Annotated in this window: 17 protein-coding genes; 5 read left to right on the top strand and 12 right to left on the bottom strand. The window is 75.2% G+C overall.

Going from position 1 to position 23,425, the window contains the following annotated elements; all coding sequences use genetic code 11:
* Nucleotides 1-194 precede the first annotated feature (194 nt).
* The 3 genes from LQ326_RS35975 (at nt 195) to LQ326_RS35965 (ending at nt 6,682) form a co-directional block, all read left to right on the top strand.
* On the top strand, nt 195-3,995 hold the full coding sequence (locus LQ326_RS35975) for an ATP-binding protein (protein ID WP_234543266.1): 3,801 nt from the start codon (nt 195-197) through the stop codon (nt 3,993-3,995).
* Between the two features lie 162 nt (nt 3,996-4,157).
* Complete coding sequence (locus tag LQ326_RS35970) at nt 4,158-5,984, top strand: serine/threonine-protein kinase (RefSeq protein WP_234543265.1); 1,827 nt, start codon at nt 4,158-4,160, stop codon at nt 5,982-5,984.
* Nucleotides 5,981-6,682 carry a hypothetical protein gene (locus tag LQ326_RS35965; RefSeq protein WP_234543264.1) on the top strand — a complete coding sequence of 234 codons (702 nt, stop codon included), beginning with the start codon at nt 5,981-5,983 and terminating at the stop codon, nt 6,680-6,682. The genes LQ326_RS35970 and LQ326_RS35965 overlap by 4 nt, the downstream gene beginning before the upstream one ends.
* 9 nt (nt 6,683-6,691) lie before the next feature.
* On the opposite strand, the gene LQ326_RS35960 is transcribed toward LQ326_RS35965, so the two are convergent.
* The 3 genes from LQ326_RS35960 to LQ326_RS35940 form a co-directional block, all read right to left on the bottom strand.
* Entirely contained in the window at nt 6,692-10,231 is a 3,540-nt protein-coding gene (locus tag LQ326_RS35960) for an ATP-binding protein (protein WP_268207981.1), read from the bottom strand.
* Nucleotides 10,232-10,428: 197 nt separating this feature from the next.
* Nucleotides 10,429-10,821 (bottom strand): hypothetical protein, encoded by a 393-nt coding sequence (locus LQ326_RS35945; protein WP_234543262.1) that lies wholly within the window; start codon nt 10,819-10,821, stop codon nt 10,429-10,431.
* A 90-nt stretch (nt 10,822-10,911) separates the two neighbouring features.
* On the bottom strand, nt 10,912-11,430 hold the full coding sequence (locus LQ326_RS35940; protein WP_234543261.1) for a hypothetical protein: 519 nt from the start codon (nt 11,428-11,430) through the stop codon (nt 10,912-10,914).
* Between the two features lie 916 nt (nt 11,431-12,346).
* Here LQ326_RS35940 and LQ326_RS35935 point away from each other — a divergent pair.
* On the top strand, nt 12,347-13,597 hold the full coding sequence (locus LQ326_RS35935) for a hypothetical protein (RefSeq protein WP_234543260.1): 1,251 nt from the start codon (nt 12,347-12,349) through the stop codon (nt 13,595-13,597).
* A 507-nt stretch (nt 13,598-14,104) separates the two neighbouring features.
* On the opposite strand, the gene LQ326_RS35930 is transcribed toward LQ326_RS35935, so the two are convergent.
* The 8 genes from LQ326_RS35930 to LQ326_RS35895 form a co-directional block, all read right to left on the bottom strand.
* A complete protein-coding gene (locus LQ326_RS35930) occupies nt 14,105-14,746 on the bottom strand; it encodes a hypothetical protein (RefSeq protein ID WP_234543259.1) in 642 nt (213 codons plus the stop codon).
* A 118-nt stretch (nt 14,747-14,864) separates the two neighbouring features.
* Entirely contained in the window at nt 14,865-15,110 is a 246-nt protein-coding gene (locus LQ326_RS35925) for a ferredoxin (protein WP_234543283.1), read from the bottom strand.
* Nucleotides 15,111-15,115: 5 nt separating this feature from the next.
* Nucleotides 15,116-16,486 carry an NADH-ubiquinone oxidoreductase-F iron-sulfur binding region domain-containing protein gene (locus tag LQ326_RS35920; RefSeq protein WP_234543258.1) on the bottom strand — a complete coding sequence of 457 codons (1,371 nt, stop codon included), beginning with the start codon at nt 16,484-16,486 and terminating at the stop codon, nt 15,116-15,118.
* Nucleotides 16,483-17,265 (bottom strand): ferric reductase-like transmembrane domain-containing protein, encoded by a 783-nt coding sequence (locus tag LQ326_RS35915; protein ID WP_234543257.1) that lies wholly within the window; start codon nt 17,263-17,265, stop codon nt 16,483-16,485. Before LQ326_RS35915 ends, LQ326_RS35920 begins: the two co-directional genes overlap by 4 nt.
* The gene (locus LQ326_RS35910; protein WP_234543256.1) at nt 17,262-18,224 is read right to left on the bottom strand and encodes an FAD:protein FMN transferase; all 963 of its coding nucleotides are present in this window, start codon (nt 18,222-18,224) and stop codon (nt 17,262-17,264) included. Before LQ326_RS35910 ends, LQ326_RS35915 begins: the two co-directional genes overlap by 4 nt.
* Complete coding sequence (locus LQ326_RS35905; protein WP_234543255.1) at nt 18,221-18,610, bottom strand: hypothetical protein; 390 nt, start codon at nt 18,608-18,610, stop codon at nt 18,221-18,223. Before LQ326_RS35905 ends, LQ326_RS35910 begins: the two co-directional genes overlap by 4 nt.
* 232 nt (nt 18,611-18,842) lie before the next feature.
* A complete protein-coding gene (locus LQ326_RS48445; protein ID WP_234543254.1) occupies nt 18,843-20,240 on the bottom strand; it encodes a sensor histidine kinase in 1,398 nt (465 codons plus the stop codon).
* Nucleotides 20,241-20,246: 6 nt separating this feature from the next.
* A complete protein-coding gene (locus LQ326_RS35895) occupies nt 20,247-20,942 on the bottom strand; it encodes a response regulator transcription factor (RefSeq protein WP_234543253.1) in 696 nt (231 codons plus the stop codon).
* A gap of 209 nt (nt 20,943-21,151) precedes the next feature.
* Here LQ326_RS35895 and LQ326_RS35890 point away from each other — a divergent pair, with 209 nt between their 5' ends.
* Nucleotides 21,152-21,421: a hypothetical protein gene (locus tag LQ326_RS35890; RefSeq protein ID WP_234543252.1), complete on the top strand. Its 270-nt coding sequence runs from the start codon at nt 21,152-21,154 to the stop codon at nt 21,419-21,421.
* 719 nt (nt 21,422-22,140) lie between these two features.
* Here LQ326_RS35890 and LQ326_RS35880 read toward each other — a convergent pair.
* Entirely contained in the window at nt 22,141-23,265 is a 1,125-nt protein-coding gene (locus tag LQ326_RS35880; protein WP_234543282.1) for a DUF418 domain-containing protein, read from the bottom strand.
* Between the last annotated feature and the right edge of the window lie 160 nt (nt 23,266-23,425).

The following is a 23,425-nucleotide window of genomic DNA, read 5'->3' as shown; positions in this document are numbered from 1 at the left end:
GGTGCGTAGGGCCATACCGATACGAACAGGGCATGTCCATCGGCTCCCCGACATGGTCCAATCGGTCATACGGCCGTACGGCCGACAGTGAGTGGGGACGTATGGAGCACGCCGACGGAGAGGGGCCGAGACCGAGCGCCCCGGGACCGGAGCCTCGCAGGGCTGCCGGGCTCCGGGTCGGTGTGCTCGGTGAATTGACCGCGACGCACGACGGGCGGGCCCTGAGCCTCGGCGGGCCCAGGCCACGCGCGGTCTTCGCGCTGCTGGTGGTGGCACGGGGCGCCGTGGTCACCGGCGACCGGCTGATCGACGCGGTGTGGGGCGAGGGTCCGCCGCCGAGCGCGGTCGGTGCCCTGCAGGCGTACGTCTCGCGGCTGCGGAGGGAACTGGAACCGGCCCGGGCGGCCGGTACCCGCAGGAATGTCATCGTGTGGGAAGGCGCCGGATACGCGATCCGGCTCGCCGCGGACCAGGTCGACGCCTGGCGGTTCGAGGCGCTGCTCAGACAGGCCGGGCAGGCCGGGCCGCCGGCACAGCGGGCGGCACTGCTCACCGAGGCGCTCGCCCTCTGGCGGGGCCCGGCCTTCGCCGGGTTCGCGGACGGGCCGTGGGCACGGGCGGAGGCGGCCCGCCTGGAAGAACTGCGTGAGATGGTGCGGGAACAGTTGCTGGCCGCCCGCCTGGAGTGCGGCCAGCACACCGAGGCCCTGCTCGCCGAAGCCGAGGGCCTCGTCGCCGGGCAACCCCTGCGCGAGGAGCGCTGGTCCCTGCTGGCCCTCGCCCACCACCGCGCCCATGGCCGGCCCGAGGCCCTCGCCGTGCTCCGCCGTGCCCGCCGCACCCTCGCCGACCGGCTGGGCATCGACCCCGGCCCCGCCCTGCGCGGCGTCGAGGCCGAGATCCTGTCCCACGCGCCGCGTTCCGCCGAGCCCCTGCCGTCTGCTCCGCACACGTCCGCACCCGCGTCCGTGGCTGCCTTCGAGTCCGACCGACTGGTGGAACGGGAAAAGGAGTTGGCCGAGCTGCGGCAATGCCTGGCGGACACGGTCGCGGGCCACGGCGGGCTGGTGTGTGTCCAGGGTCCGGCAGGGATCGGCCGGAGCGCACTGCTGGCGGAGGCGGGGCGGCTGGGCAGGGAGTGGGGGGTTCGGGTGCTGGACGTCGGCGGCGGTCCGGAGACCCGCGCGGAGGCGGCACCGGGGTCCGCGCGGCGAGAGCGGGGCGGCGGGTGGCCGGGTGGGCGGGGCGGTGAGGGGCCGGGTGGGCAGGGCGGTGCGTGGCACGGTGAGCAGGGTGGTGAGCGGTACGGGGAGGAAGCCGGTGAGCGGTACGGGGAGCAGGGCGGCGAGCAAACCGGTGGGCAGGGCGGTGCGTGGCACGGTGCGCAGGGTGGTGAGCGGTACGGGGAGCAAGCCGGTGAGCGGCACGGTGCGCAGGGTGGTGAGCAAGCCGGTGAGCAGGGCGGTGGGCAAGCCGGTGGGCAAGCCGGTGAGTTGCACGGTGCGCAGGGCGGTGACGTGCGAGGTTCCCAGGGAGGCCGCCCGCGCGAGGCCCACGACGTCGTACGCCGGTTGCTCGACGTGGTGGTCGCCGAGTACGACGGCATGCTGCCGGCCACGGCCGGGAGCATGCCGGTGTTGGACGGGCGGATCGCCGACCGGCCCGACGGTTTCGACGTCCTGCACGGGCTCTACCGGATCGTCGAGCGCCTGGTCACCGACGACCACCCGGCACGGCGGCCCCTGCTCCTCCTCGTGGACGACCTCCAGGCGTGCGACACGGCATCCCTGCGTTTCCTGGCCCATCTCCTGCCGCGTATCCAGAACCTGCCGGTCCTCGTCGTCACCGCGCTGCGCGCCGGGGAGCCTCCTGCCCGGCGCGAGAGCGAGCGGGTGCTCGCCGACCTCGCGCAGGACCCGACGGTGGTGCACGTCCGGCCCGAGCCGTTGAGCGCGGCGGGCGTCGCCCGGCTGGTACGCCGGCTGCCCGGCGGCACGGCGGACGAGGAGGTCGAACGTGCCTGCCACCGGGTGTCGGCCGGTCTGCCGCTGCTGCTGACAGACGTCCTCGGGGCCCTGGAGACCACGGCGACGGCGAGGGCGGGGGCCGACCCCGCCGTCGCCGTGGCGGAGTCGGGTGTCCGTGCCGTTTCCGACCTCGTGCTCACCGTGCTGGACCGGCTGCCGCCCGCCGCCACGGCCGTCGTACGGGCGGTCGCGGTTCTCGACGGCGGCAGCGCTGACGGCGGCAGCGGGGAAGGCGGGGCCTCGCTGCCGGCGGTCGCCGCCTTCACGGACCTGCCCGAGCAGGACGTGGCCACCGCGACGGCGGCCCTCGTACGGGCGGAAGTGGTCCGTGACCAGTACCCGTTGGCCTTCGTCCATCCCCTGGCCGGCGAGGCCGTGCTGCGGATGCTGTCGCCGCGGGAGCGTCCGGCCCTGCACGAAAGGGCGGCAAGGCTCCTCGACCGTGCCGGTACGGCTCCGGAGCGGACCGCCGGGCATCTGCTCCTGGCCCCCTGCCGGGGCGAGCCCTGGGCGGTCGGCGTCCTGCGCACCGCCGCGGCCCGCGCGGCCGCCCGCGGCGCGCACGACACGGCCGCCACCCTGCTCAACCGCGCGCTGCTGGAGCCGCCCACGCCGGACGTCCGGCCCGCGGTGCTCCTGGAACTGGGGCGGGCCGAAGCACTCGTCGACGGGCCTGCGGCGGCCCGTCACCTGCGGGAGGCGTACGAGACGTCGTCACCCCCGCGCGGCGGCGCGGCGTGCCTGCTCGCGCAGACCCTGGTCTACACCGGCAGGCCCGGCGAGGCGGCCGAGTTCGCGACCCGGGCGGCCGCGGAACTGCCCACCGGGCAGGTCGCGGGGGAGACCGCCGCGCAGTCCGTCGGTCAGGTCGCCGGGCATGCCACCGCGCAGGCCGCCGGGCAGGCCACCGCGCAGACCGTCGGGCAGGCAGCCGCGGACGGTACGGTCGGCGATCCGGCCGACGAGCGGCAGGGGCTGCTGGCCCTGGCGCGGCTCGGCGCCTTCGCGCACGGGCTGTACACCATCGGCGGCGGCACGGACGACCCGGTGCCACCCCCCGTCGGGGACGGGCCCGGCGCCCGCATGCTCGCCGCCGAGGTGGCGAGGGACGCCACCGCGCGGGGGCTCGACCGTGCCGCGGCCGTCGCCGCGGCCCGGTTCGCGCTCACGGACCGGGTGCTGCTGCGCAGCGGAAGGGTGCTCTCGTGGTGCACGGCGGGCGTCGTGCTGCACCTGGCCGACGACGACGTCAGGCTGCTGTGGGAGGAGACGCTGACGTACGCCGGGCAGCGGGGGTCGCTGATCGGAACGCTCTCGGCGCACCTGTGGAACGGGTTCACGCAGTGGCGGCACGGCGAGTTGCACCAGGCCCGCCGGTCGCTCGAAACCGCGCTCGAACAGTTCGGCGCGTGGGGGGTCACGCCCGGCGCCCCGCAGTGCCGCGCGTTCCTGACCGGGGTCCTGCTGGACCTCGGGGACATCGCCGGCGCGCGGGCCTGTCTGGAGCGGATGAGGGCGCGGACCGGGGGCGCCGAGGGGGCGCGGCTGCGCGGGGAGAGCGAGGCGCGGGTGCTGATCGCCGAAGGCCGGTACGCACAGGCGCTGGCCGTGCTGGACGGCGTACGCCGGCTCCAGCCGGACGTGGTGAACCCGGTGTGGTGGGACGGGGATCTGCTGCGGGTACGGGCGCTGACCGGGCTGGGTGAGCGGGACCGGGCCGTACGGCTGGCGCGGGAACAGCTGTCGATGGCCCGCAGGTGGGGCGCGCCCGGCACCGTCGGCCGGGTGCTGCGGCTGTGCGGCGAGGCGCGCGGGCCCGACGGCGGACCCGAACTCCGGGAGGCGCTCGCCCTGTTGGCCGACGGCCCGGCCCGCCTCGAACACGCGCGTGCCCAGCGGTCCCTGCACGCCCTGGCCGGTGGGGAAACCGCCCAGGACGGCGTCGTACGCCGATTCCCTCCTGCGTGACCGGCGTACGACGCGCCGCCGGGACGAGAATCCGACGGCCGACTTGCGATCGGCTTGCAAGCGGTTCGCAAGACCGATGGCGCATCATCCGTTCCGCGGCCGAACCAGACGCGCGACGAACTGACGGGGGCGGCCGGGGGGACGGGCCGGGGGGCGAAGGACATGGGCGAAGCGACACGCGCCGGGGACCAGTGGGCGGTCTCCGGCTACACACATGACAAGGAACTGGGTTCCGGGGCCAGCGGGCGCGTGGTCCTGGCCACGCACGACACGACCGGCGCCCGGGTGGCGATCAAGTACCTCGCCGACAAGCTCTGTGACGACCCCGCCTTCCGCGAGGTGTTCCGCGCCGAGGCCCGGCTGCTGGGCGAGCTCAGCTCGCCCCATGTCGTGGAGCTGTACGAGTACGTCGAGAACCCGCGCGGCGCCGCCATCGTCATGGAACTCGTGGACGGCGTACCCCTGCGCAAGCTGCTGCGGGAGCACGGCGCCACCACCCCGGAGGCCGCGCTCGCCGTCCTCAAGGGCTCGCTGCTCGGCCTCGCGGCCGCCCACGCGGTGGGGGTCGTGCACCGCGACTACAAGCCGGACAACGTCCTGGTCGCCGCCGACGGTTCCTCGAAGCTCGTGGACTTCGGCATCGCGGTGCCGAGCGGGGTGGCCGCAGGAGCCTGCGGCACCCCGACCTACATGGCGCCCGAGCAGTGGACCGGCGGTGAGTCCGCACCGGCGACCGACGTGTACGCGGCGACGGCGACCTTCTTCGAGTGCCTGACCGGAATGAAGCCCTACCCGGGCCGGACGCTGGCCGAGCTGGCGGTCCAGCACATCGAGGCGCCGATCCCGGACGAGCTGGCTCCCGAGCCGGTGCGCCCGCTGATCCGCAGGGGCCTGGCCAAGACCCCTGAGGACCGCCCGGAGAGCGCGGCGGCGTTCGTCGAGGAACTCGAAGCCGTCGCGGGGGCCGCGTACGGCGAGGAGTGGGAGGAGCGCGGCCGGCGTGAACTCGCCGCGCTCGCCGCCCTGTTCTTCCTCTCCTTCCCGACGGCGGACGGTTCCGCCTCGGGTACGACGGCCCTGGCCACGACCACCCTCGGGCCGGGCGCCCGCCGGATGCCCGGCCGGAGCAGGAAGATGCTGGCCGGACTGACGGCGGGGGCGGTGCTGGTGATCGGCGGCCTCGCGGCGACGGCGGTCGCCACGGGCGCGGGTGCCGGGCACCACAAGGTGAACGGGGCCGGGTCCGGTCCGGGGCCGGACGGATCCGCCGACGGGACCGCTCCGAGCGGGTCGGCCGGCTCTCCCGGCGGGGACCCCTCGGCGTCGGACGGTTCCCCGTCGGCCTCGAAGAGCGCGTCGCCCTCCGCGTCGGCGTCCGGGGACGGCAGTGCCTCGCCCGGGTCCGCGTCCGGTGGAGCGGGCGGCACGGGCGGCGGATCGTCCGGCGCGGGAGGCACGACCACGAGCGGCGGGGGTACGGCCGCGGGCGGCACGGGAACCACCGGCGGCAGCACCTCCGGCGGCGGTACGACCACCACGGGCGGTGGTACGACGACGGGCGGTGGTACGACGACGACCGGTGGCACGACGACGGGCGGCGGCTCCACGGGCGGCGGCAGCACCTCCGCACCGCCCGCGCCCGCCCTCGATGTGAAGTCCGCACAGATCAACGTGGTCGGCCCGACGTCGGCCACCTGCACCATCGTGGCTTCCGTCAGTGTGACGACGGACGGCGCCGCCGACGGCACGCTCTACCTCAGCTGGTACGTCAGCGACTCGGCCGGCGCGGTCGGGAGCGTCGTGGCCACCGACCCGGTCGCGCTGCCCAAGGGGAAGACGCAGATCTCGGGCCGCTACACCCACGCCTTCGCCGTCCCGACGCGCTACGCCTACCTCGGTGTCAGGGTCACCACCGACCCGGCCGCCGACTCGGGCAACGGCTCCTTCCAGTCCACCGCGGCACCCGTCGATTGCGACCCGCCCCGATGAGCACACCTCCCGAGGACCCGCGACTGCGGTTCGTCCGTACCGATCCGGCGTCGCGCTCCGACGACCCCGATCTCACCGTCACCCTCCCGCCGGCGGAACCGGCCGCGACGCTTCACCTCCCGCCACCGTCTTCGGCGGCGGGAACGGGAACGGAAGCGGGAGCGGCCGAAGGGGAAACCCGGTTCGGGCCCGGGGTGCCCGGTGCGTCCGGCACGGCCGACGACCGGGCGACGGAGATCTGGCGGGGCACGCTCACCCCGGACGGCCCGTCGGGGGTGCCCGCCCGCCGCCGTCGGCCGTGGTGGCGGCGCGAGCTGCCGTCCCTGCTGGTGGTGGTCGCCGTCGTCGTGGCCGTCGTACTGGGCATGCGCTCCTGCGCGGCGGCCCGGTCACCGCTGCACGTGGTGGGCGCCACGGTCACCGCGCCCGAGGCCGGCCGCTGTGCGAGGACGGTCATCGTCACCGGCGTCCTCAGGACCGACGGCAACCCCGGCACCGTCGACTACCGCTGGAAGCGCAGTGACGGCACGGCCTCCGCCGTCCTCCACCAGGAGGTCGGCGAGAACGTCCGGAGCTCCGAGGTCGTCCTGCGCTGGAGCTTCGACGGCCACGGCACCATGAAGGCCACCGCCACGCTTGAAGTGCTGTCGCCGGACCCGGTGACGGCCTCGGCCGCTTTCACGTACGCCTGCTCCTGAGCACCGGCTTCACCCGGGGCTGCTTCCGGTCGCCGCCGTGCCGTCCGTGGCGTCCGTGGCATCTTTGGCGTCCGCGGCGTCCGCGGCGGCCATGGCGGCCACCAGGCCCGCCGCACCGCACTCCCGCGCGACGGACCGTCCCCGGCTCAGCAGGGCGTCGGCCTCTTCCCGGGGCGCGTGCCCGGCGAGCGCGTACAGCGCGCGGGCGTACTCCAGCCGCGCCGGACCGGGCGCCAGCAGGGCGACCGCCGCACGGAGTTCGGGCTCGCCCTCGGGCCCGCGCAGCTGTCCGACGACCCGCAGCACCCGCCCCACCGTGCAGGGCGCCCCCCACCCGCGGGCGACCGCCAACTGCTCCCCGGCCAGGGCCAGCGCCTCGGTCCGCCGGCCGGCGCCCGCGAGCGCCCGCACCCGCAGCAGCGACCAGGGCCACCACGCGGGGTTGGCCACCGCGGGCTGGAGGTGCCGTATGTCGTCGAGGGCGGCCAGCGCCTCCTCGTACCGCTCCTCCGCGTTCAGCACCCGCGCCTCGCTCTCCCCGAGCAGCCGCCGGCCCTCCGCGCCCCGGATCCAGCCGCGCATCCGCTCCAGGCAGGCGCGAGCCCCTGCGGTGTCGCCCAGGTCCAGCAGGACGGCGGTCAGGAAGGTACGGCCCTGGGGGGCGCCCGGGGCGAGGCCCCAGGTCTCCGACTGCCCGACCGCGGTCTCCAGCGACCGCCGTGCCGCGTGCAGGTCTCCGTGGTGCCACTGGGTGAAGCCGCGCCACAGGTGCGTGGCGAGCACGGAGAACAGCGAGCCGCGCTCCACGGCGCGGGCCACCGCGGCGTCCCAGAGCTCGCCGACCTCCTCGTCGGCGAGGTGCAGCACGATGCCGGCGGTGTACCAGAGCATCTCCTCGCCGGCCGCCTGAAGCACGCCGTCGGCGACGGCGAAGCGGGCGAGCGCGACGGCCCGGGGCCGGTCGCTGCCGTCCGAGGCCGCCTCCCGGGCGAGGTTGGCGGCGAGCATCCGGGCGCCGGGCCCCTCGCCCTCGACGACCGGGTCCTCGACGGTCCGCCACAGCTTCTGGTCCAGGCCGTGCATGAACCCGCTGATGCGCTCCAGCGCCAGCAGCCCCTGCCGTTCGTCGCTCAGCCCGGCGGGCAGCTCCGCCGCCGCGCGCCGGGCGAACTCGGTCGCCTGGCCATGGCCGCCGGCGAAGACCAGGATCCGGGCGAGCAGCAGGGCGGCGGCCGCCCTGCGACGCGGGTCGGCCAGGGTGTCGTACGCCTGGCGCAGGTGCTCCACGGCGGCCGGTCCGTTGCCGAGCGTCTCGGCGCGCCCGAGGTCGAGCAGTATCCCGGGGCGGCGTTCGGGGGCGGGCGGTTCGTCGAGCCCGCGGGTGAGGTACGTGGCGGCGGCGTCGGGGGCGCCCCGGCCCGCGGCCTCCCGGGCCGCCGCGCAGAGGATGTCCACCACGTCCGGGTCGCCCCGGTGCGGGGCGAGCAGCAGCTGGGCCGCCGTACGCTCGGGCGGCGCGCCGGCGGCGGACAGCGCACGGGCCGCCCGTTCATGGCGCAACTGCCGCTCTCCAGTGGGCAGTTCGCGGTAGACGGCATCCCCGACGAGGGGGTGCACAAAGGCGTACGGGTGGCCCTCGCGCAGGATCTCGGCCTGTACGAGCGGCACGATCGCCCGCGCCGCATCCGCCTCCGGCCGCGCCATGAGCGCCGCCACCTCGGGGAGCGTGGCCGCCCCGTCCCCGAGCACGGCCACGGCCTGCGCCGCCTCCCGCGCTTCCGCGGGCAGCAGCGCCATCCGGCCCAGCACCAGCCCGGACACCGCCCGCGACCCGGCCTGTGCGACCTCGCCGCTGTGCGCGGCGTCGGGCCGGGTCCCGCGCGCGTGCAGCGCCCGCAGCAACTGGCGCAGCAGCAGCGGGTTCCCGGCCGTGGCGCGATGGCAGGCCGCCGTGAACTCCTCCTGCGGCTCCTCGCCGAGCGTCCGGCGTACGAGACCGGCGACCCCGCCCGCCGTCAGCGGGGTGGGCCTGATCCGCACCACCGAGGGGTCCGTCGTCAACGCCTCGGGCAACTCCTCGCCCTGCGACGGCTCCCCGGTGCGCAGGGTGACGGCGATGAGCACCGGCAGGCCTTCCAGCCGGCCCGCCAGATACGCCAGGTACCGCACCGAGCCGCTGTCGCACCACTGGAGGTCGTCCACGGCCAGCACCAGCGGTCCCGCCGTCCGCACCAGCTTCCGGGTCAGCTCGTACAGCCCGTTCAGCACCGCGAAACTCTGCGGCTGCGGCCCGCGCACCGTCCCGAAGACCGCACCCGCCGCGACGGCGGCCCCGGTCAGCAGGGACTCCTCGCGGTCGCGCACCACCCGCTCGAACAACTGGCGTACGGCCCCGTAGCCGTAGTCCTTCTCCCGCCGGCTGCCCGTCGCGGTCAGGACGGTCACCCGTTCGCCGGCCGCCAGCTCGGCAACCTCACCCAGCAGGCGGCTCTTGCCGATGCCGGCCGGACCCTCGATGAGCACCACGCGGGGCCTGCCGTCCAGGGCCGAGCGCAGGCTGTCGCGCAGCTCGGCGAGCTGGGGGCCGCGGTCCACGAGCACATCGGCCCGCGGGGCGGGGCGGGACACCGGCCCCGCCGGTCCGCGGGGTTCGGCGGGGCTCGCGGGTCCGCCGGGGCTTGCAGGTCCGCCGGGGCTTGCGGGGCCTGAGGGTTCCGCTCCGGGGACGGCGGACGCTCGCGCAGGCGCAGGCGCAGGCGCAGGGGCGGGGTGCGGCCCCCGGCGGGCAGGGGCGTCGAGGGCGGGGTCCTGGGCCAGGATCGCGGCCTCCAGATCACGCAGGGCGGCCCCCCGGACGGGGCCGGAGCCGGCGGACAGCAGGGGCCTCGCGCGGCGGAGCGCGTCCAGCGCGTCGGCCTGGCGATGGGCCCGGTAGAGGGCCAGGGCGAACAGACGCCAGCGTTCTTCGCGGAGCGGGTCCTCGCAGACCAGGGAGTCGAGTTCGGGTACGAGGACGGCGTCCTCGCCCCGGGCGAGGCGGGCCGCGAGCAGCTGTTCGCGGGCGAGCTCGCGCAGTTCGGCGAGGCGGGCGGACTCCCGGTGGGCCCAGGGTTCGGCGGCGTACTCCGCGTAGGCCGGGCCCCGCCACAGCGCGAGCCCGGACTCCAGGACGGCCACGGCCTTCGACGGCCGGCCCTCGTCGGCGTGCTCCGCGGCGGACCGCACCGCCTCCTCGAACCGCCAGGCGTCCACCGCGTCGGCCGCCAGCCGCAGCGCGTACCCCGCTCCCTCGCTGACGATGACGCTCCCGCGCGCCCTCGCCGCCCGCTCCGGCTCCAGGCAGCGCCTCAGATGGGAGACATGGGAGTGCAGTGCGGCGGTGGCGCGGCGCGGCGGCGTGCCGCCCCAGACCCCTTCGACGAGCCGGTCCCGGGTGACGACCGAGCCCCGGGCGACGACCAGCAGGGCGAGCACGGCCCGTTGCCGTCGTCCGCCCAGCTCCAGCGGCCGGGTGCGGAACGCGGCCCCGACCTCACCGAGCACAGACATGCGCAGTTCGTGTGGCGACACACAGCGCATCAAACCAGAACATCCATTCGCGGATGCCGCATCTGCCGCACCGGGGGACCGGCTCTCCCGCGCCGTGAGAGAGCGAGTCCGGTTCCCGTCACCCGCTCCAGCGGACACCCCCAGGTCGTGGACCTGGGGGTGCTTTGTCGTCCGCGGCGGGCAGCGTCACCGGGCCGTCACCGCCCGTCCCCGCCCGAAGAACGGTGGCCGGGGCCGGATCCTCCGACGGTCTCCTTGGCGCCGCTGCGCCGGGAGCCGGCGTGGTGGTTCAGCACCTTCATGATCTCCGAAGCCAGCACATCTGCCAGAGCGGGCGCGAGGGATTCTGCCAGTGCGGTCGCGAGCGTCTGCGCGAGCAGCACCCGTTCCAGTTCCGAGGAACGGGAGGACGGCTGGGAAAGGAATGCCACGGCGGCTTCCATCAGGGCTCCCGCCAGTGGGTCCTTTCCGTGCTTGACACCCATGCCGGTATGGGTCATTCCGGCATCGCGCACGATTTCCTCGAAGATCTCGTCGACGAAGTTCCCCAAGGGGTCCCGTTCCGATTTGTCGCCGGACTCAGCTGCCATTGTGTTTCCTCAGGTCTTCGGTTGCGTACGGGACCTGCCCCCCGATGCCGGCGGCTGCCGGACCGGGGGGCAGAGCGGCGCTGTCTCCGGTCAGCGGCCCATGAGCGCCGCGAGCAGGAGGGGGTGCTGGATCAGCGACTCGCCGCGCTCTTCGCGGCGGCGGCGCATGAGTGCGGCCAGGAGCAGCGGGTGCTCGATGATCGACTCCTCGCCGCGCTCCTCACGGCGGCGGCGCATGAGCGCCGCGAGCAGGAGGGGGTGCTGGATGATCGACTCCTCGCCGCGCTCTTCGCGGCGGCGGCGCATGAGTGCGGCCAGGAGCAGCGGGTGCTCGATGATCGACTCCTCGCCGCGCTCCTCACGGCGGCGGCCCATGAGCGCCGCGAGCAGGAGGGGGTGCTGGATGATCGACTCCTCACCACCCTCCTCGCCGCGGCGCGCGAGCGCGGCCAGGAGCAGCGGGTGCTCGATGATCGACTCCTCGCCGCGCTCCTCACGCCGGGCGAGCAACGCCGCCAGCAGAAGCGGACCGAAGGCGGATTCCTCGCCGAACTCTTCCTGGCCTGCTCCGGCCTTTTCGCGAGTGGGAGTCTCCGTCGCTGCCGTCATGGTTTCCTCTTTCTTCGACGCATGACTCGGCGAAGCGCTCGGCCGACACAGGCAGCCCGCGCGCTCCGCCCTACGGTGCAATCGTCAAGGGGCGTGCCGCCGACCGCATTTCGATCATGATCCGGGTGGCCGCGGAATCCGGGCTCCTCGCGTGCGCTCCCGGCATGGCCGTCCCGGCTCCCGCGCCGTCCTCGCCGAAGGCCGGCTCCGGCGGCACCGGCGGGCGGGGCGGTGCTCGGCCACCGCCTGCGCAGACGGACCGGCGGCGAACTGACCGCCGCCCTCGACACCGTGCTCGGCACGTCCCGCGCCGAACCGGCGCGGACTGGGCGAACGCGCGGTCAGCCATGTGCCGGAACGCCGTTCGACTGCCCGTGCGTACTCGCGCCGCCATCCGAGTGGTCACCCCTGACGGCCTCCGCGACGCCGTGCGGACGAACGGCTGGAATGAACGCCGTCCACGAAGAGTGCCCAGGACCGGCCGCGGTTGAGGAGACATCGGGTGCGCGTACCGCGCGAGATCGCAGAGAGCGTGCTGTTGTCGCTCCTGCCGGTCGTCGTCGTGCCCGCCACCGCCCAGGCCGCATCTCGGCCCGCTCTCCTCTCGGCGCCCAGGGCGTCCAGGCCGGGACGCGGTGGCCAGGAGGCGTTCCGCCGGTACCCGGCCGTCGTGACCAGCCCTGTGCCGTCGCGCGCAAGGCCGTCCGGAGGCGGCGCGGGTCTCCCCAGTGCTGTTTACGGGTGAAAGTCGGTCACAGATGTCACGAGGAGCCGCCGAGCTGTCAAAACTCTCCGCGCAGACCGCGCGCCGTACCAACGCACCTCTGTTTTCCCGGCGTCGTTCGTTCGATGCGGCGGCGCGATGAAACGGGCAATGCCTCGCGGCCACGAAGGCCGCCACGGAGAAGGAGTTCTCGTGCTTCCCCTCTTGCTGGGCCGACTGGCTGCCGCCGCGCTGGCCCTCGTCCTCTGTGCCGGACCGGCGGACGCGTACGCGCGGTCCGGTGCTCCGGCCGCACCGGTGCCCGCGCCCCGGCCGATGGTGTCGGATCCCGCGTCCAGACCCGACTTCCACCTGACGTGGCAGCCTGACCCGCGCGCCGCGAACATCGCCGGGTTCCCGTATCCGCGGCTCACGCCGGGCCAGCTGATCAGCAACCCCGCCAACACCGATCACACCGCCACCCGCAAGTGCTCCGCGGCCAACAGCACGATCGGTGCGCTGCGCAACTCGGTCGCGGCAGTCGACTGGTACTGCTTCGACAACGTGGACTCCGCGTCGTCCACCTGGACCCCTCAGGGAATGAGCGGCAGCGAGGACGCACACCCCGGGGGCACCGTCGACGGCAAGCAGGTCTTCCTCACCTCGTGGTACGGGCACCGGCCGAACAACAGCACGCCCACCCGTTCCCGGGTCAGCTTCCTCGTCGCCGGCACCCCCGGCCGCTACGCGCACGTGGAGCTGGTCCGGCTCGCCCCCGGCGCGGCCCGGTTCAGGGCGTTGCCGACCCACGCGGGCGGCGTCGTCTGGCGCGACAACTACCTCTACGTCGCCGACCCGCGCCGGGGTCTGCTGGTGTTCGACACCCGGAACATCCTCGACCTGGGCCGGACCGACGACCCGAGGGCTCCCGGGTCCCGGTTCGTGCTGCCGCAGGTCGGTATCTGGGCCACCGGGTCGACCCAGCCCTGCAACCGGGGCACGCGCGCCTGCTACGACTACGTCACTCTCGACCGGTCCGCGTCGAGCTGGCAGTTCATTACCGGTGAGTACTGCAGCCGGCGGCAGGGCGGCGTCCTGGTGTGGTGCAACTCGCGTCTCGCGCGGTGGCGGACGAGCGACATCACGTCCCGGACCGCCGGCCGGACCATCCACGCGCAGGAGGTCTTCCGGCAACCCGTCACCAACGTGCAGGGCGGCGTCTCGTACACGGACCCGACCAACAGCGCGCGCCGCTGCTACTACTTCGACAGCAGCAGGGGCGAGAACAACCTCGGCTGGCTGGTGACGGACCGGCCCAACCGGACGCCCGCGTCCCTGCCGGGCGGCGTCGGCCTCCAGGACCTGTACGTGCAGCGGGCGAACCACCAGTTGTGGACGGTCACCGAGTGGCCCGGTCTCGGCACCCGGATCGTCTACGGCGTCAACCAGCCCAGCTGCCCCTGACACCGTGTCCACGGTCCCGGTGACCGTGACGCCGTGACCGCCGCGGGGCCGGGACGCCGGAGCTTCCCATCCGTCTCATCCGTCCCCGCACGCGGCCGGCGGCCACCTCCCGCGGACGGCCGCGGGACCGCGGCCCCGCGGCCACCACGGCGCACGCCGCCGCGGACCGCACGGGCATGGCCGCGCCGGCCCGAGAGCCCCGCCGCCAGGCCGCCGCCGGCCGGCTGGTGGCGCCGCGCGGTCCCGTCCCCGCCGCAACGACGGCCACCGGCCACGACCGTGACACCTCTTCGGGAGGCCGGTAGGTCAGGGCAGCGCTGCCCCGGGCGGCCGGCCGCCGCGGTCGGGCCCGCGGAGCACACCGGCGCTTCGCGGGCCGCGGCCCGGCGGCGTCATTGCGATGTCAGTGCGTGTCAGTGCGGTGAGTTGTCACCGTCGACGTACATCACCAGTGCTGTCGCGGCCGCCGTGAGGTCCGTGCGGGCGGTCTGGTCTCCTCGTGGTCCGTCACCGCGCGGTCCAGGCGGAGACCAGATGGACTCCGGCGAGCGCGACGGCGAGACCCGCGCCGAGTGCCAGCACCAGCAGTGACCAGCGCCCGGCGCGCCGGGGAGCGGGCGTCCCGTGCCGGGCCGGGCGGCGGCGCAGGTCGGCGCCTATCAGGCGTGGCAGGCGCCACAGGTAGGCGAGGACGTGCACGGACATCACGGCGACCCAGCAGACGAAGGAGGCCTTGTGCAGCAGGAGCACCGGCACCGGGCCGCTGTCGGGTCCGAGCAGGGCCAGCGCCACCCCCGTACCGAGGACGGCGACACTCGTGGCGACGACCAGGGGCCCCAGCAGGCGCAACAGTGGTGCGGGCGGCCCCTTGCGGCGGTAGGCGGGCGCGCCCGTGTAGTAGCGCAGGAACCGGTAGCCGGTCGAGCCGATCTTCAGGACGACCGGGCCGGTCAGCAGCAGCCCGATGAAGAAGTGCAGGGTGAGGAGCCGGCCGAGGAAGAGGATGGTCACGCCCTCGGCGGCGAACAGGAGCAGCAGCACCGCACCGGTCGCCGCGGTCAGCCGCTCGTTGCCTTCCGGGCCGCCGGCCGCCCGGCCGTCCGGCTCGGTCGTGTCGTGGGCCGGTGTCCTGCCGTCGATCACGGTCACTTGTCCGTCCTCCTGATGATCAGGCCCCGCCCGGCCCGGATGGCGGCGCTGTCCCGCCCGCTCCCACGCCGCGCGCCGGAGCGGCAGGAGTATGTCCGACGTGGGGTTAAGAAATCGTTCACGACCGTGGCGCCGACCGCCGGTCCGGGGCGGGACCGGGCGGCCGGTCCAGGCGCAGCGCCAGTGCCGGGCACGCGGCCACGGCACGCCGCGCGTGCCCGAGTGCCTTTCCGGTGAGCGGGGCCGACCCCATGATCGGATAGCCCCACTCGTCCAGGTCGACGAGTTCGGGGAGCAGTTCGGCGCACATGCCGTAGCCGTCGCAGGCGATGCGGTCGATTCCGAGGGAGTGCGCGCCGGCCATGCCGGTCACCTCCATTCCTGGTCGTCCGGTGCCGGTGAGTCCGAAACCGGCAGTACGGGCTCGTCGCCCGCGGATGCGCACGGGCCGAGACGCAGGTGGTGCCGTACGTCGTCGGCGAAGACCCGCAGGGCGGTCGTGGCGAAGCGGGACGCGCCGTCGGGATGCCGGCAGGCGCCGCGCCCGGCGAGCAGCGCCGCCCGGTCCTCCAGGCGCCGTACCGCCTCCGGGGTGACACGGCCCCAGGCGAGGTCCGCGAAGTCCGCGGCGACGGCCGGCAGCCCGAGCCGGCACGGTCCGCACTGGCGCGCGCTCTGCGCCGCGAGGTGGCCGAGCACCCTCGCCGTCTCGGCCAGACCGCAGGTCCGGGCGGGCAGCGCCACGATCACTCCGGCGCCGGGTCCCGCGCCGAGCGCTGCCAGGTCCTGCTTGGCGAACGGGACGCGCACCGCCTGCTCGGCCGGCAGCCAGCTGCCGAAGAAGCCGCCCAGCAGCACGGAACCGAGCGGCTCCGCGGGCCCGCCCGCGATGTCCAGCAGCTGGCCGAGCGGCAGCCCCATCTCCACTTCGTAGACGCCCGGTGTGCGCAGCGCACCGGAGAGGGTCACGAGCGTGGTGCCCGCGGCGTCGGGGCGTCCGGCGCCGCGGAACCAGTGGGGACCGTAGCGCGCGATCAGTGCGAGGTGGGCGAGGGTCTCGACGTTGTCGATCAGGGTGGGGCGCCGGCCGACACCCTTCTCGAAGGGGCGCGGCGGGGTCGCAAGCGGGCGGGCGTCACCGCCGTTCAGCCAGCGCACCAGCGACGTCTCCTCGCTGGAGACGTAGTGGTGGGGCAGTTCGTGCACCTGCACCGGCACCGGGGCGAGACCCACCCGCCGGCGTTCCTCCACGGCCTCGCGCAGCGCCTGTGCCTGGTTCTGCCTGGTGCGTGGCAGACACAGGTGCGCCACGTCGGCGCCGACCGCGGCGGCGGCCAGCGTGATGCCGTCCAGCACCAGGTGCGGGGCGAGGTCCAGCAGGGTCTCGTCCTTGCGGCTGGCCGGTTCGCTCTCCATGCCGTTGGCGACCACCACGGCGGTGCCCCGGCCGCCCGCGACGGTGCGCAGCTTGCGTCCGGTGGGGAAGGCGGCGCCGCCCCGGCCGGTCAGTCCCGCGTCGTCCACCGCCCGCACCAGCCGGTCGGCCGCGGCGGCGGTCCGCGGAAAGGGGGGCGGGCCGTACCGGCGGAGGTGCTCGTCCAGCCCGGCCGCGCGGCCGGTGTCGTACCAGCCGTGGAGCAGCCGGGAGCCGTACGGGCCCAGCATGCCGTCCCGGCCGTCGCCGGTCTGAAGGGCGGTCAGGGCTGTCAGGTCCGTCGGGGTTGTCGTCGCGTCGGTCATTCGTCGCCTCCCTCGTCGTCGTCGGCCGTCGGCGCGGGCGCCGGGTGGACGGTGCTCGGGCTCGGGCTCGTGGTCGTGCCGGTGCCTGTACTCGTGCTCGTGGCGGTGGCGCCGCCCGCTCGGTGCGCCCAGCCCGGTTGCAGCGGCCCCGCGCTCATGAACGCGGCCAGCACCACGGGCATCGCGGCCGCGGCGACCCCTGCCCAGATCCTCGCCGCGTTCCGGCCGGGCCCCGCCCGGAACAGCCGCCACCAGACGGCGGCGACCACCAGGGCGACGCATCCGGTGTACAGGGCGAGTTGCAGCGTGAGCCGGGTGTCGGTGCCGGTCCCGGCGGCGTGGAAGAGCGCCACCGGCCAGGCCGCGTAGGCCAGCCAGTGCACGCGCTTCCAGCGCCGCTGCCCCATGCGCAGCCGTACCGCGCTGGTGGCCGCGACCGCGAGCAGCAGGTCGAACGCGACCGTGCCCAGCCCCATCCAGAGCGGCCGGTACGACGCGGTGAACGGCACCACTGTCACCAGCCAGCCCAGGTGGACGAAGGTGTCCAGGACCGCGGTGACGATATGCAGGGCCAGGAAGGCCAGGGTCAGCACCGACAGGTTGCGGTGCAGCGCGCTCACCTCGAAACGGGCGAACCGGCGCGGTGTGTAGCGGCCGCCGACGGCGACGCCGAGCGCGACGGTCGTGGTGAGCAGGACCAGGGCGACGGTGCCGCCCGCCCGGGTCGCGTACCAGAGCGGGCTGGGGCCGGCCGCGGCCAGGGTGTCCAGACCGGTCACCGGGCACCTCCTTCGGTGTGTTCCACGGTCTGGTCCGCGGGCCAGCCGCAGACCCGTTCGACGGTTCCGTCCACCCGGACCAGCCGCGCGGGCAGCCCTGCCCGGCGCAGTCGGCCGAGGGCCCGGTCGCCGAGCACGACGGCCTCGGTGCTCGCGATGTTGGCGGCCACACAGCTGATGGCCGCCACGCTGACGGTCCGCCAGACCGGTGCGGGCACGTCACCGGTGACGGGATCGACGATGTGGTGCACCCGCCGGTCCCCGCGGCGCCAGGTGCGCACGGTGGTGCCGGAGGTGGCGAGTCCGCCCCCGGTGATGCTCACCGTGGGCCCGCCCGCCGTGTCGGTGGCCGCGTGGTCGTCGGCGACGGCGATCCGCCAGCCCCCCGGCGGCGGATCACCCGCGGCCGAGAGGTCACCGCCGAGGTTGACCAGGACGCCGTGGCCCGTCACCTCGGCCGCGCGGTCGGCGGCCCGGTCGGCGGCGAGGGCCTTGGCCGTCGCCCCGAGATCGAGCGCGACGCCCCGGGGTATTCGCAGCCGCCGGGCGGCCCGGTCCCACTCCACCGCCCGCCAGCCCGCGGACGGTCCGGCGACGCGCAGGGGGCCCAGGTCCTGCGGGCGCAGCGCGGCGAACGTGACGTCGTAGCCGAGCGCGCGCACCGCGGTCCCGACGGTGGGATCGACGACGCCGTCGGTGGTCTCCGCCGCGTACAGCGCCACGTCCAGCGCCTCGGCGAACAGGGCGCTCACGTGCACGGCCGCCCCCGCCGCCGCGTTGGCGCGGGACAGTTCCGAGTCGGGCCGGAAGCGGCTGCACGCCGCGTCGACGGCGGCGAGTTCCGCGTCGAGCACCCGGCGTGCCGCGTCCATGGCGACCGGGTCGGTGACGAGCAGTGAGGCGGTGGTGCCCAGGGCGCGGAAGGAGACCGAGGCCGGATGCGCGGTGGCGGGGGTCATGAGGCACCCGACGTGGTGTGCGAGGGCTGCGGAGCCGGTGCCGGTGCCGGGGGTGTGGTGGGAGCGGCGGAGCGGACCTTCGGGTGGCCGGCCGAGGCGGTCCGGTGCGGCGCGGTGGTCCGCTTGGCGGACTTGGACGGGGCCGCCGAGTGCGACGGCGCCCGCGAGCCGGCGGGTGTGTCCGGCGCGGGGGCCGACGGGTGCGAGGTGTTCCCGGTCGTGGCCGAGGACTTCCCGGGCAGGGCGTGCGCGTATCCGGTGGCGAGCACGACGGAGCCCGCCGCCGCGGCGGCGGCCACCCAGCGGGTGGTGCTGCCGACCCGGCGCAGGCCGCGTTCACGGCGTCGGGTGGCACCGGTCGACGTGCGGTGGTCGGGGTGGGACATGGTTCCTCCTCGGCCGCGGGTGTGCCCGGGAAGCGCTCGGCACCGTGCGGCCACGCCTGTGACTGTCCGGCCTCCAGCCTGCGCAGGCATCTGTCGGGATCCGGTTCAGGAATCCTTCACAACCCGCAAAGATCGGCGAACCTGCTGGTCAGAGCGGTGAGATGAATGTCCTGGTGAGAGGGGAGGGGCTGGGGACGGGTTCCGGTTCGGCTCCGGAGGGTGCCGGCGGGGCTCAGCCGCCGCTCGTCCCGGTACCGTCGGAGCCGGGCTCCCCGGTCCGCTCGCGTCGGCGCCGTGCCGCGGGCAGCGACAGCGCCACGGTCAGCCCGCCACCGGGCGAGTCCAGCAACTCGGCGGTGCCGCCGTTGGCGGTGATCAGCCGGTGGACGATGGCCAGGCCCAGCCCGGTGCCGCTCGCCTCGGGGTTGCCGAACCTGCGGAACGCGCTCTCCCGTGCGACGCGGCCCATCCCGGGACCGTTGTCGGCGACCCGCAGCCGGACGGTGTCGCCCTGCCGCTTGCCGGTGATCAGCACCCGGCCGCCCGCCTGGACCGCGTCGAGGGCGTTGGCGATCAGATTGTCGAGCACCTGCTCCAGATCGCCCGCCCCGAGGAGGGCGGTCAGCCCGGGGGCGCAGTCGGCGGCGAGCCGGACCTGGCCCGCGTCGGCGACCGGCTCCCACGCCGCGACGCGCTCGGCCACCAGGCGGTCCACCCGGACCGTGACCGGCCGCGGCACCGCGTGCTCGGCGCGCGCCACCGCCAGCATGCCGTCCACCAGCCGGGACAGGCGGGCGATCTCACCCTGTGCGTCGGCCAGCTCGGCGGCGGTGTCGCCGTCGGCGTCGGCGGCGAGCAGGTCGAGGCGCAGCCGGAGCGCCGCGAGCGGGGTGCGCAGCTGGTGCGACACGTCCGCGACCACGGCGCGGTGGCCGTGCACCAGGGCCTCGGTGCGCGCGGCCATCGTGTTGAACGTCGCCGCGAGACGCCGTACCTCCTGCGGCCCCGCCTCGGCCGGCGCCCGCGCGTCCAGCGCCCCCTCGCCCAGCCGCCCCGCGGCCTCGCCCAGCACCCGCAGCGGGCGCCCGACCCAGCGGGCCAGCAGGACCGACATCAGCACGGCGGCGCCGAGGCCGCCGACGCCGATCAGCGTGAGCCAGCCCCACATCGCCAGGATCCGGTCGTGCAGCGGATCGGCGGAGCGGCTGAGGACGGCGACCCCGACGGCGTCCGAGGTGTCGCCGATCGGCACGGCGGTGATCAGCCACTGATCGTCCTGGTGCACCCGGGTGGCCGGGTGGGCGAGCACGGCCGAGGCCAGCTCCGCGGAGTCGTCCCCGGCCGCGTCGGAGCACCCGGCCGAGATCACCACACGGCCCGCGTTGTCGTAGACGGCCGCGCATTCGCCCCTGCGGCGGGCCTCCTCGACGAGGCGGCGCGCCGGTGCGTCCGACCTGTGGTCGGACAGGTACTCCTCGGCGGCGGAGGCGATCGTCCTGGTGTTCGCGGCCGCCTCGGCCCGGAACGAGGTCTGCTCGCGCTGCGTCATCAGCAGCCCGAGCGGCACCACCGCCAGCACCAGGACGGCGGTGATCAGGGCGAGGACGCTGAGCGCGATACGGCGGGTCACGGTGGCTCAGCCCGCTTCGCCGAGGCGGAAACCGCGCCCGTAGACGGTCTCGACCAGTCCGGGAACACCCAGTTTGCGGCGCAGTGCGGCCATGTGGACGTCCAGGACCTTCGTGGGCCCGTACCAGTGGGCGTCCCAGGCGCGTTCCAGGATCTCCTGGCGGGTCACGACCCGGCCCGGATCGGCGGCGAGGCACTGCAGGATGTCGAACTCCTTGGGAGTCAGCGCGACCTCCGCGCCGCCGACCGTCACCTTGCGGGTGCGCGGGTCGACGACGAGCGGCCCGTGGGTCAGCAGTTCGGGCCCGGACGGCCGCACGCGCCGCAGTACGGCCCTGATCCGCGCCAGCAGCTCCGCCAGCCCGAAGGGTTTGACCAGGTAGTCGTCGGCGCCCTCGTCGAGTGCGGCGACCCGGTCGCCCTCCTCGCCGCGGGCGGTCACCACGATGATCGCCACGTCCGACCGGCGGCGCAGCGCGCGGCAGACGTCGACCCCGTCCATGTCCGGCAGGCCGAGGTCGAGCAGGACCACGTCGGGCGGCGGAACGTGGGTGAGCGCGCCGCGTCCGGTCCCGACGCCGGTTGCCCGGTACCCGGCTCGCTCCAGGCCGCGCACCAGCGACCCGGCGAGCCCGGGGTCGTCCTCGACGACCAGCACGGTGAGCGCTTCGGGCGCGGCGCGGGGGCCGGTTTCCTGTTCCACGGCATCCAGCGTAGGGGGACGCGGACGGATCCCGGACCGAGCGCGGGCCGGGCGGCGCACGGCGGCCGTTGCCGTGACCGACCGGCTTTGCCGCATCTGAAGCTTTCCCGAACGGCTCTCCGACGCGGTACGGCGCAAGCTGGTGACACGGCGCCCGCGACCCGACCGACCGCCTCGCGGTACCGCCTTCGCCAGAAGGAGGCCGACCCATGCCCCTGCCCGGACCCGCACAAGAAACCGAACCCGTGCGGCGGCGCGAACGCGGCCTGCGGCGGGTGGGCGCCACGACCCGTCTGACCGCCGTCGCCGCGACGGGCGCCGCCCTGCTGCTCGGAACCGGCTACGCCCACGCGCTGCCGGGCATCTCCGCCCTGGCGTCCCGCGCCGTCGAACACTCCACCCGCGACCAACCGCAGCCCTCGACCGGTGCCCCGGTGTCCACCACGCAGCCGGCCCAGACGACGACCGGCGCGTCCTGACCCGTGCCCGCCCATTGCGGACCGGTGCGCCACCGTCCGGCCGGCTCACGTCGAGCCGGCCGGCGGCCACGAGGGCGTCCGCGTCGGCGTGGGCTTCCGCGAACACATACCCCCCGAGGTATCTTGTAGCCGTGGGGCCCCGCCTTCACGGGCACGTACTTGTGCCACCCGCACATCGGCGTCCAACTCGACCGCGGCCTGCACGCCCCCCCTGATCGTCGAGGACCCCAGGGAAACCCTCGCCTTCCACGACGAGTTGGTCGTCCTCCTCGACGACTGAATCGACGGTGTCACCGGAACCGTTCCTGGAGACTGAGTGGGAGTGAGTCCTGTTGCCAGGTCTCGTGCTCAGCCGAACGCCCCGGACGGTGTTGGGCGTTCTGGTCGACCGCGTTCGCTGCGCGTCCGGGCGGCACGGATCGTGTCCGTGGTCCGGGGATGCGGGGGCGGTGTCCCTCACGTCCTGGGCTGACTGGTCGGGCCTGGACGGGCGGTGTGCTGGGCTCGTGGCTGCTGTGGCACGTGACCTCTCCGTCTCCGGTCTGGGTGGTCCTGTCCGCGGCCGGCGGCCAGGCGTACGACAGCGGGTACGGGTGAACGTCGGTGGCCGTTCACCCCGCACGCCACCCCGAGCCCATGAGGCGGCGGGCGACGACGTCGGTCCGCTCGCGGGCCTCCTGGCAGTTCACCGTGCGCCGGGGCGCCGGGTGCCGGGACGGCTACCTGATGCGGCGGGCCGGCTCGGTGGCCTTGTGCAGCAGGTACTCCAGGGGCCCGCGCCGGAACAGGCGAGTCCAGAGCACGGCCAGCAGCATCGCCGTGCCGATGAAGCCGAGGAGTACCGGCAGCCCCCCGTGCAGGGACTCGTCCTCGATCGCCGGCACGCGCCAGACGCCACCGAGGAACCAGAGGGCAAGGATGTGCAGGACGTACACCGTCAGCGCCATCGTGCCGACCGCCGCGACCGGCCTGGCCAGGCCCGTCAGGCGCGGCATCCGTTCGGCGACGGCCAGGCACCCGGCCACCACCGCGAGCGCGACGCCCGTGTTCCCGAGGACGGAGAAGGCCGTCTGACTGTGCGGCGCCGCCACCAGCAGCCAGGCGGCCGGAGGGTGGGCCACGGGATCGCCGACGGTGTCCGACCACCAGGCGGACGACGCCGACCCGCCGTCCGTGGCGGCCGCCACGGTGGACAGAGCGTGCGGAACCAGACGCAGGGCCAGCCAGGAGCCGCCGTAGCCGAGCACGGCGAGCCCTCCGCCGGCCAGGGCGAGCCGTGACCGGATGCCGGGCCGGTCGAGGTCCAGCCGGGCCACCGCCATACCCGCGACCATGAACGGCATCCAGGTGAGCACCGGGTACTCACCGGTGAACAGCAGTTCCACGAAGCCGTCCGTACCGGTGACGCGGGCCAGCGGATCCCGGGCGGTGACGGCGTCCGCCCAGCCCCCGGGCTCGATCGAGCTTCTGATCGCGTAGAGCAGCAGCGGCATGACCAGCGCGCCCGTGGCGGCGATCAGCGCGAGCGTGGCCGCCCGCAGCCGGTACAGCGGGAGGACGGCCAGGAAGAGCAGCCCGTAGAAGCTGAGGATCACGGCCACGTCGGTGTCCAGGGCGGTCAGGGCGTAGCCGAGAGCCGCCACGACCACGGCGCGGATCACGATCCGCGCCACGGCCTGGCGGCCGGCCCGCCCGGTCCGCGGGCGTGGCCGGCCGGTGATGATGACCAGCGAGAAGCCGGCCAGCAGCGCGAAGAGGGCGGAGGACCGTCCCCGAGCCGTCTCCAGCAGGAATCCCACCGGGCCGCCCACCGTCACGTCGGGGCCGACGTGCGCGGAGTACATCCCGAAGACCGCGAGGCCGCGGGCGAGATCGATGCCGACGAGCCGTCCCGTGGACGGGGTAGCGGCGCAGCGGGCGCGGGTCGCGCCGGAGGGGGCGGACGGGTGGGTGCGGGCGGCGGGGGAGGAGCGTGCCCCGGCGCACTCCTCCGGCACCTCCTCG

Source organism: Streptomyces shenzhenensis, from assembly GCF_021462265.1.
Classification (GTDB): domain Bacteria; phylum Actinomycetota; class Actinomycetes; order Streptomycetales; family Streptomycetaceae; genus Streptomyces; species Streptomyces shenzhenensis.
The sequence above is the reverse complement of the archived record's forward strand: the minus strand, read 5'-3'. Positions and strand labels throughout refer to the sequence as shown.

Coding starts and splice junctions, on each gene's coding strand:
- LQ326_RS35880 (WP_234543282.1), bottom strand. CDS start 23,265: ATGTACTCCGCGCACGTCGGCCCCGACGTGACGGTGGGCGGCCCGGTG.
- LQ326_RS35940 (WP_234543261.1), bottom strand. CDS start 11,430: ATGACGGCAGCGACGGAGACTCCCACTCGCGAAAAGGCCGGAGCAGGC.
- LQ326_RS35905 (WP_234543255.1), bottom strand. CDS start 18,610: ATGTCCCACCCCGACCACCGCACGTCGACCGGTGCCACCCGACGCCGT.
- LQ326_RS35965 (WP_234543264.1), top strand. CDS start 5,981: ATGAGCACACCTCCCGAGGACCCGCGACTGCGGTTCGTCCGTACCGAT.
- LQ326_RS35890 (WP_234543252.1), top strand. CDS start 21,152: ATGCCCCTGCCCGGACCCGCACAAGAAACCGAACCCGTGCGGCGGCGC.
- LQ326_RS35920 (WP_234543258.1), bottom strand. CDS start 16,486: ATGACCGACGCGACGACAACCCCGACGGACCTGACAGCCCTGACCGCC.
- LQ326_RS35925 (WP_234543283.1), bottom strand. CDS start 15,110: ATGGCCGGCGCGCACTCCCTCGGAATCGACCGCATCGCCTGCGACGGC.
- LQ326_RS35960 (WP_268207981.1), bottom strand. CDS start 10,231: ATGTCTGTGCTCGGTGAGGTCGGGGCCGCGTTCCGCACCCGGCCGCTG.
- LQ326_RS35945 (WP_234543262.1), bottom strand. CDS start 10,821: ATGGCAGCTGAGTCCGGCGACAAATCGGAACGGGACCCCTTGGGGAAC.
- LQ326_RS35970 (WP_234543265.1), top strand. CDS start 4,158: ATGGGCGAAGCGACACGCGCCGGGGACCAGTGGGCGGTCTCCGGCTAC.
- LQ326_RS35910 (WP_234543256.1), bottom strand. CDS start 18,224: ATGACCCCCGCCACCGCGCATCCGGCCTCGGTCTCCTTCCGCGCCCTG.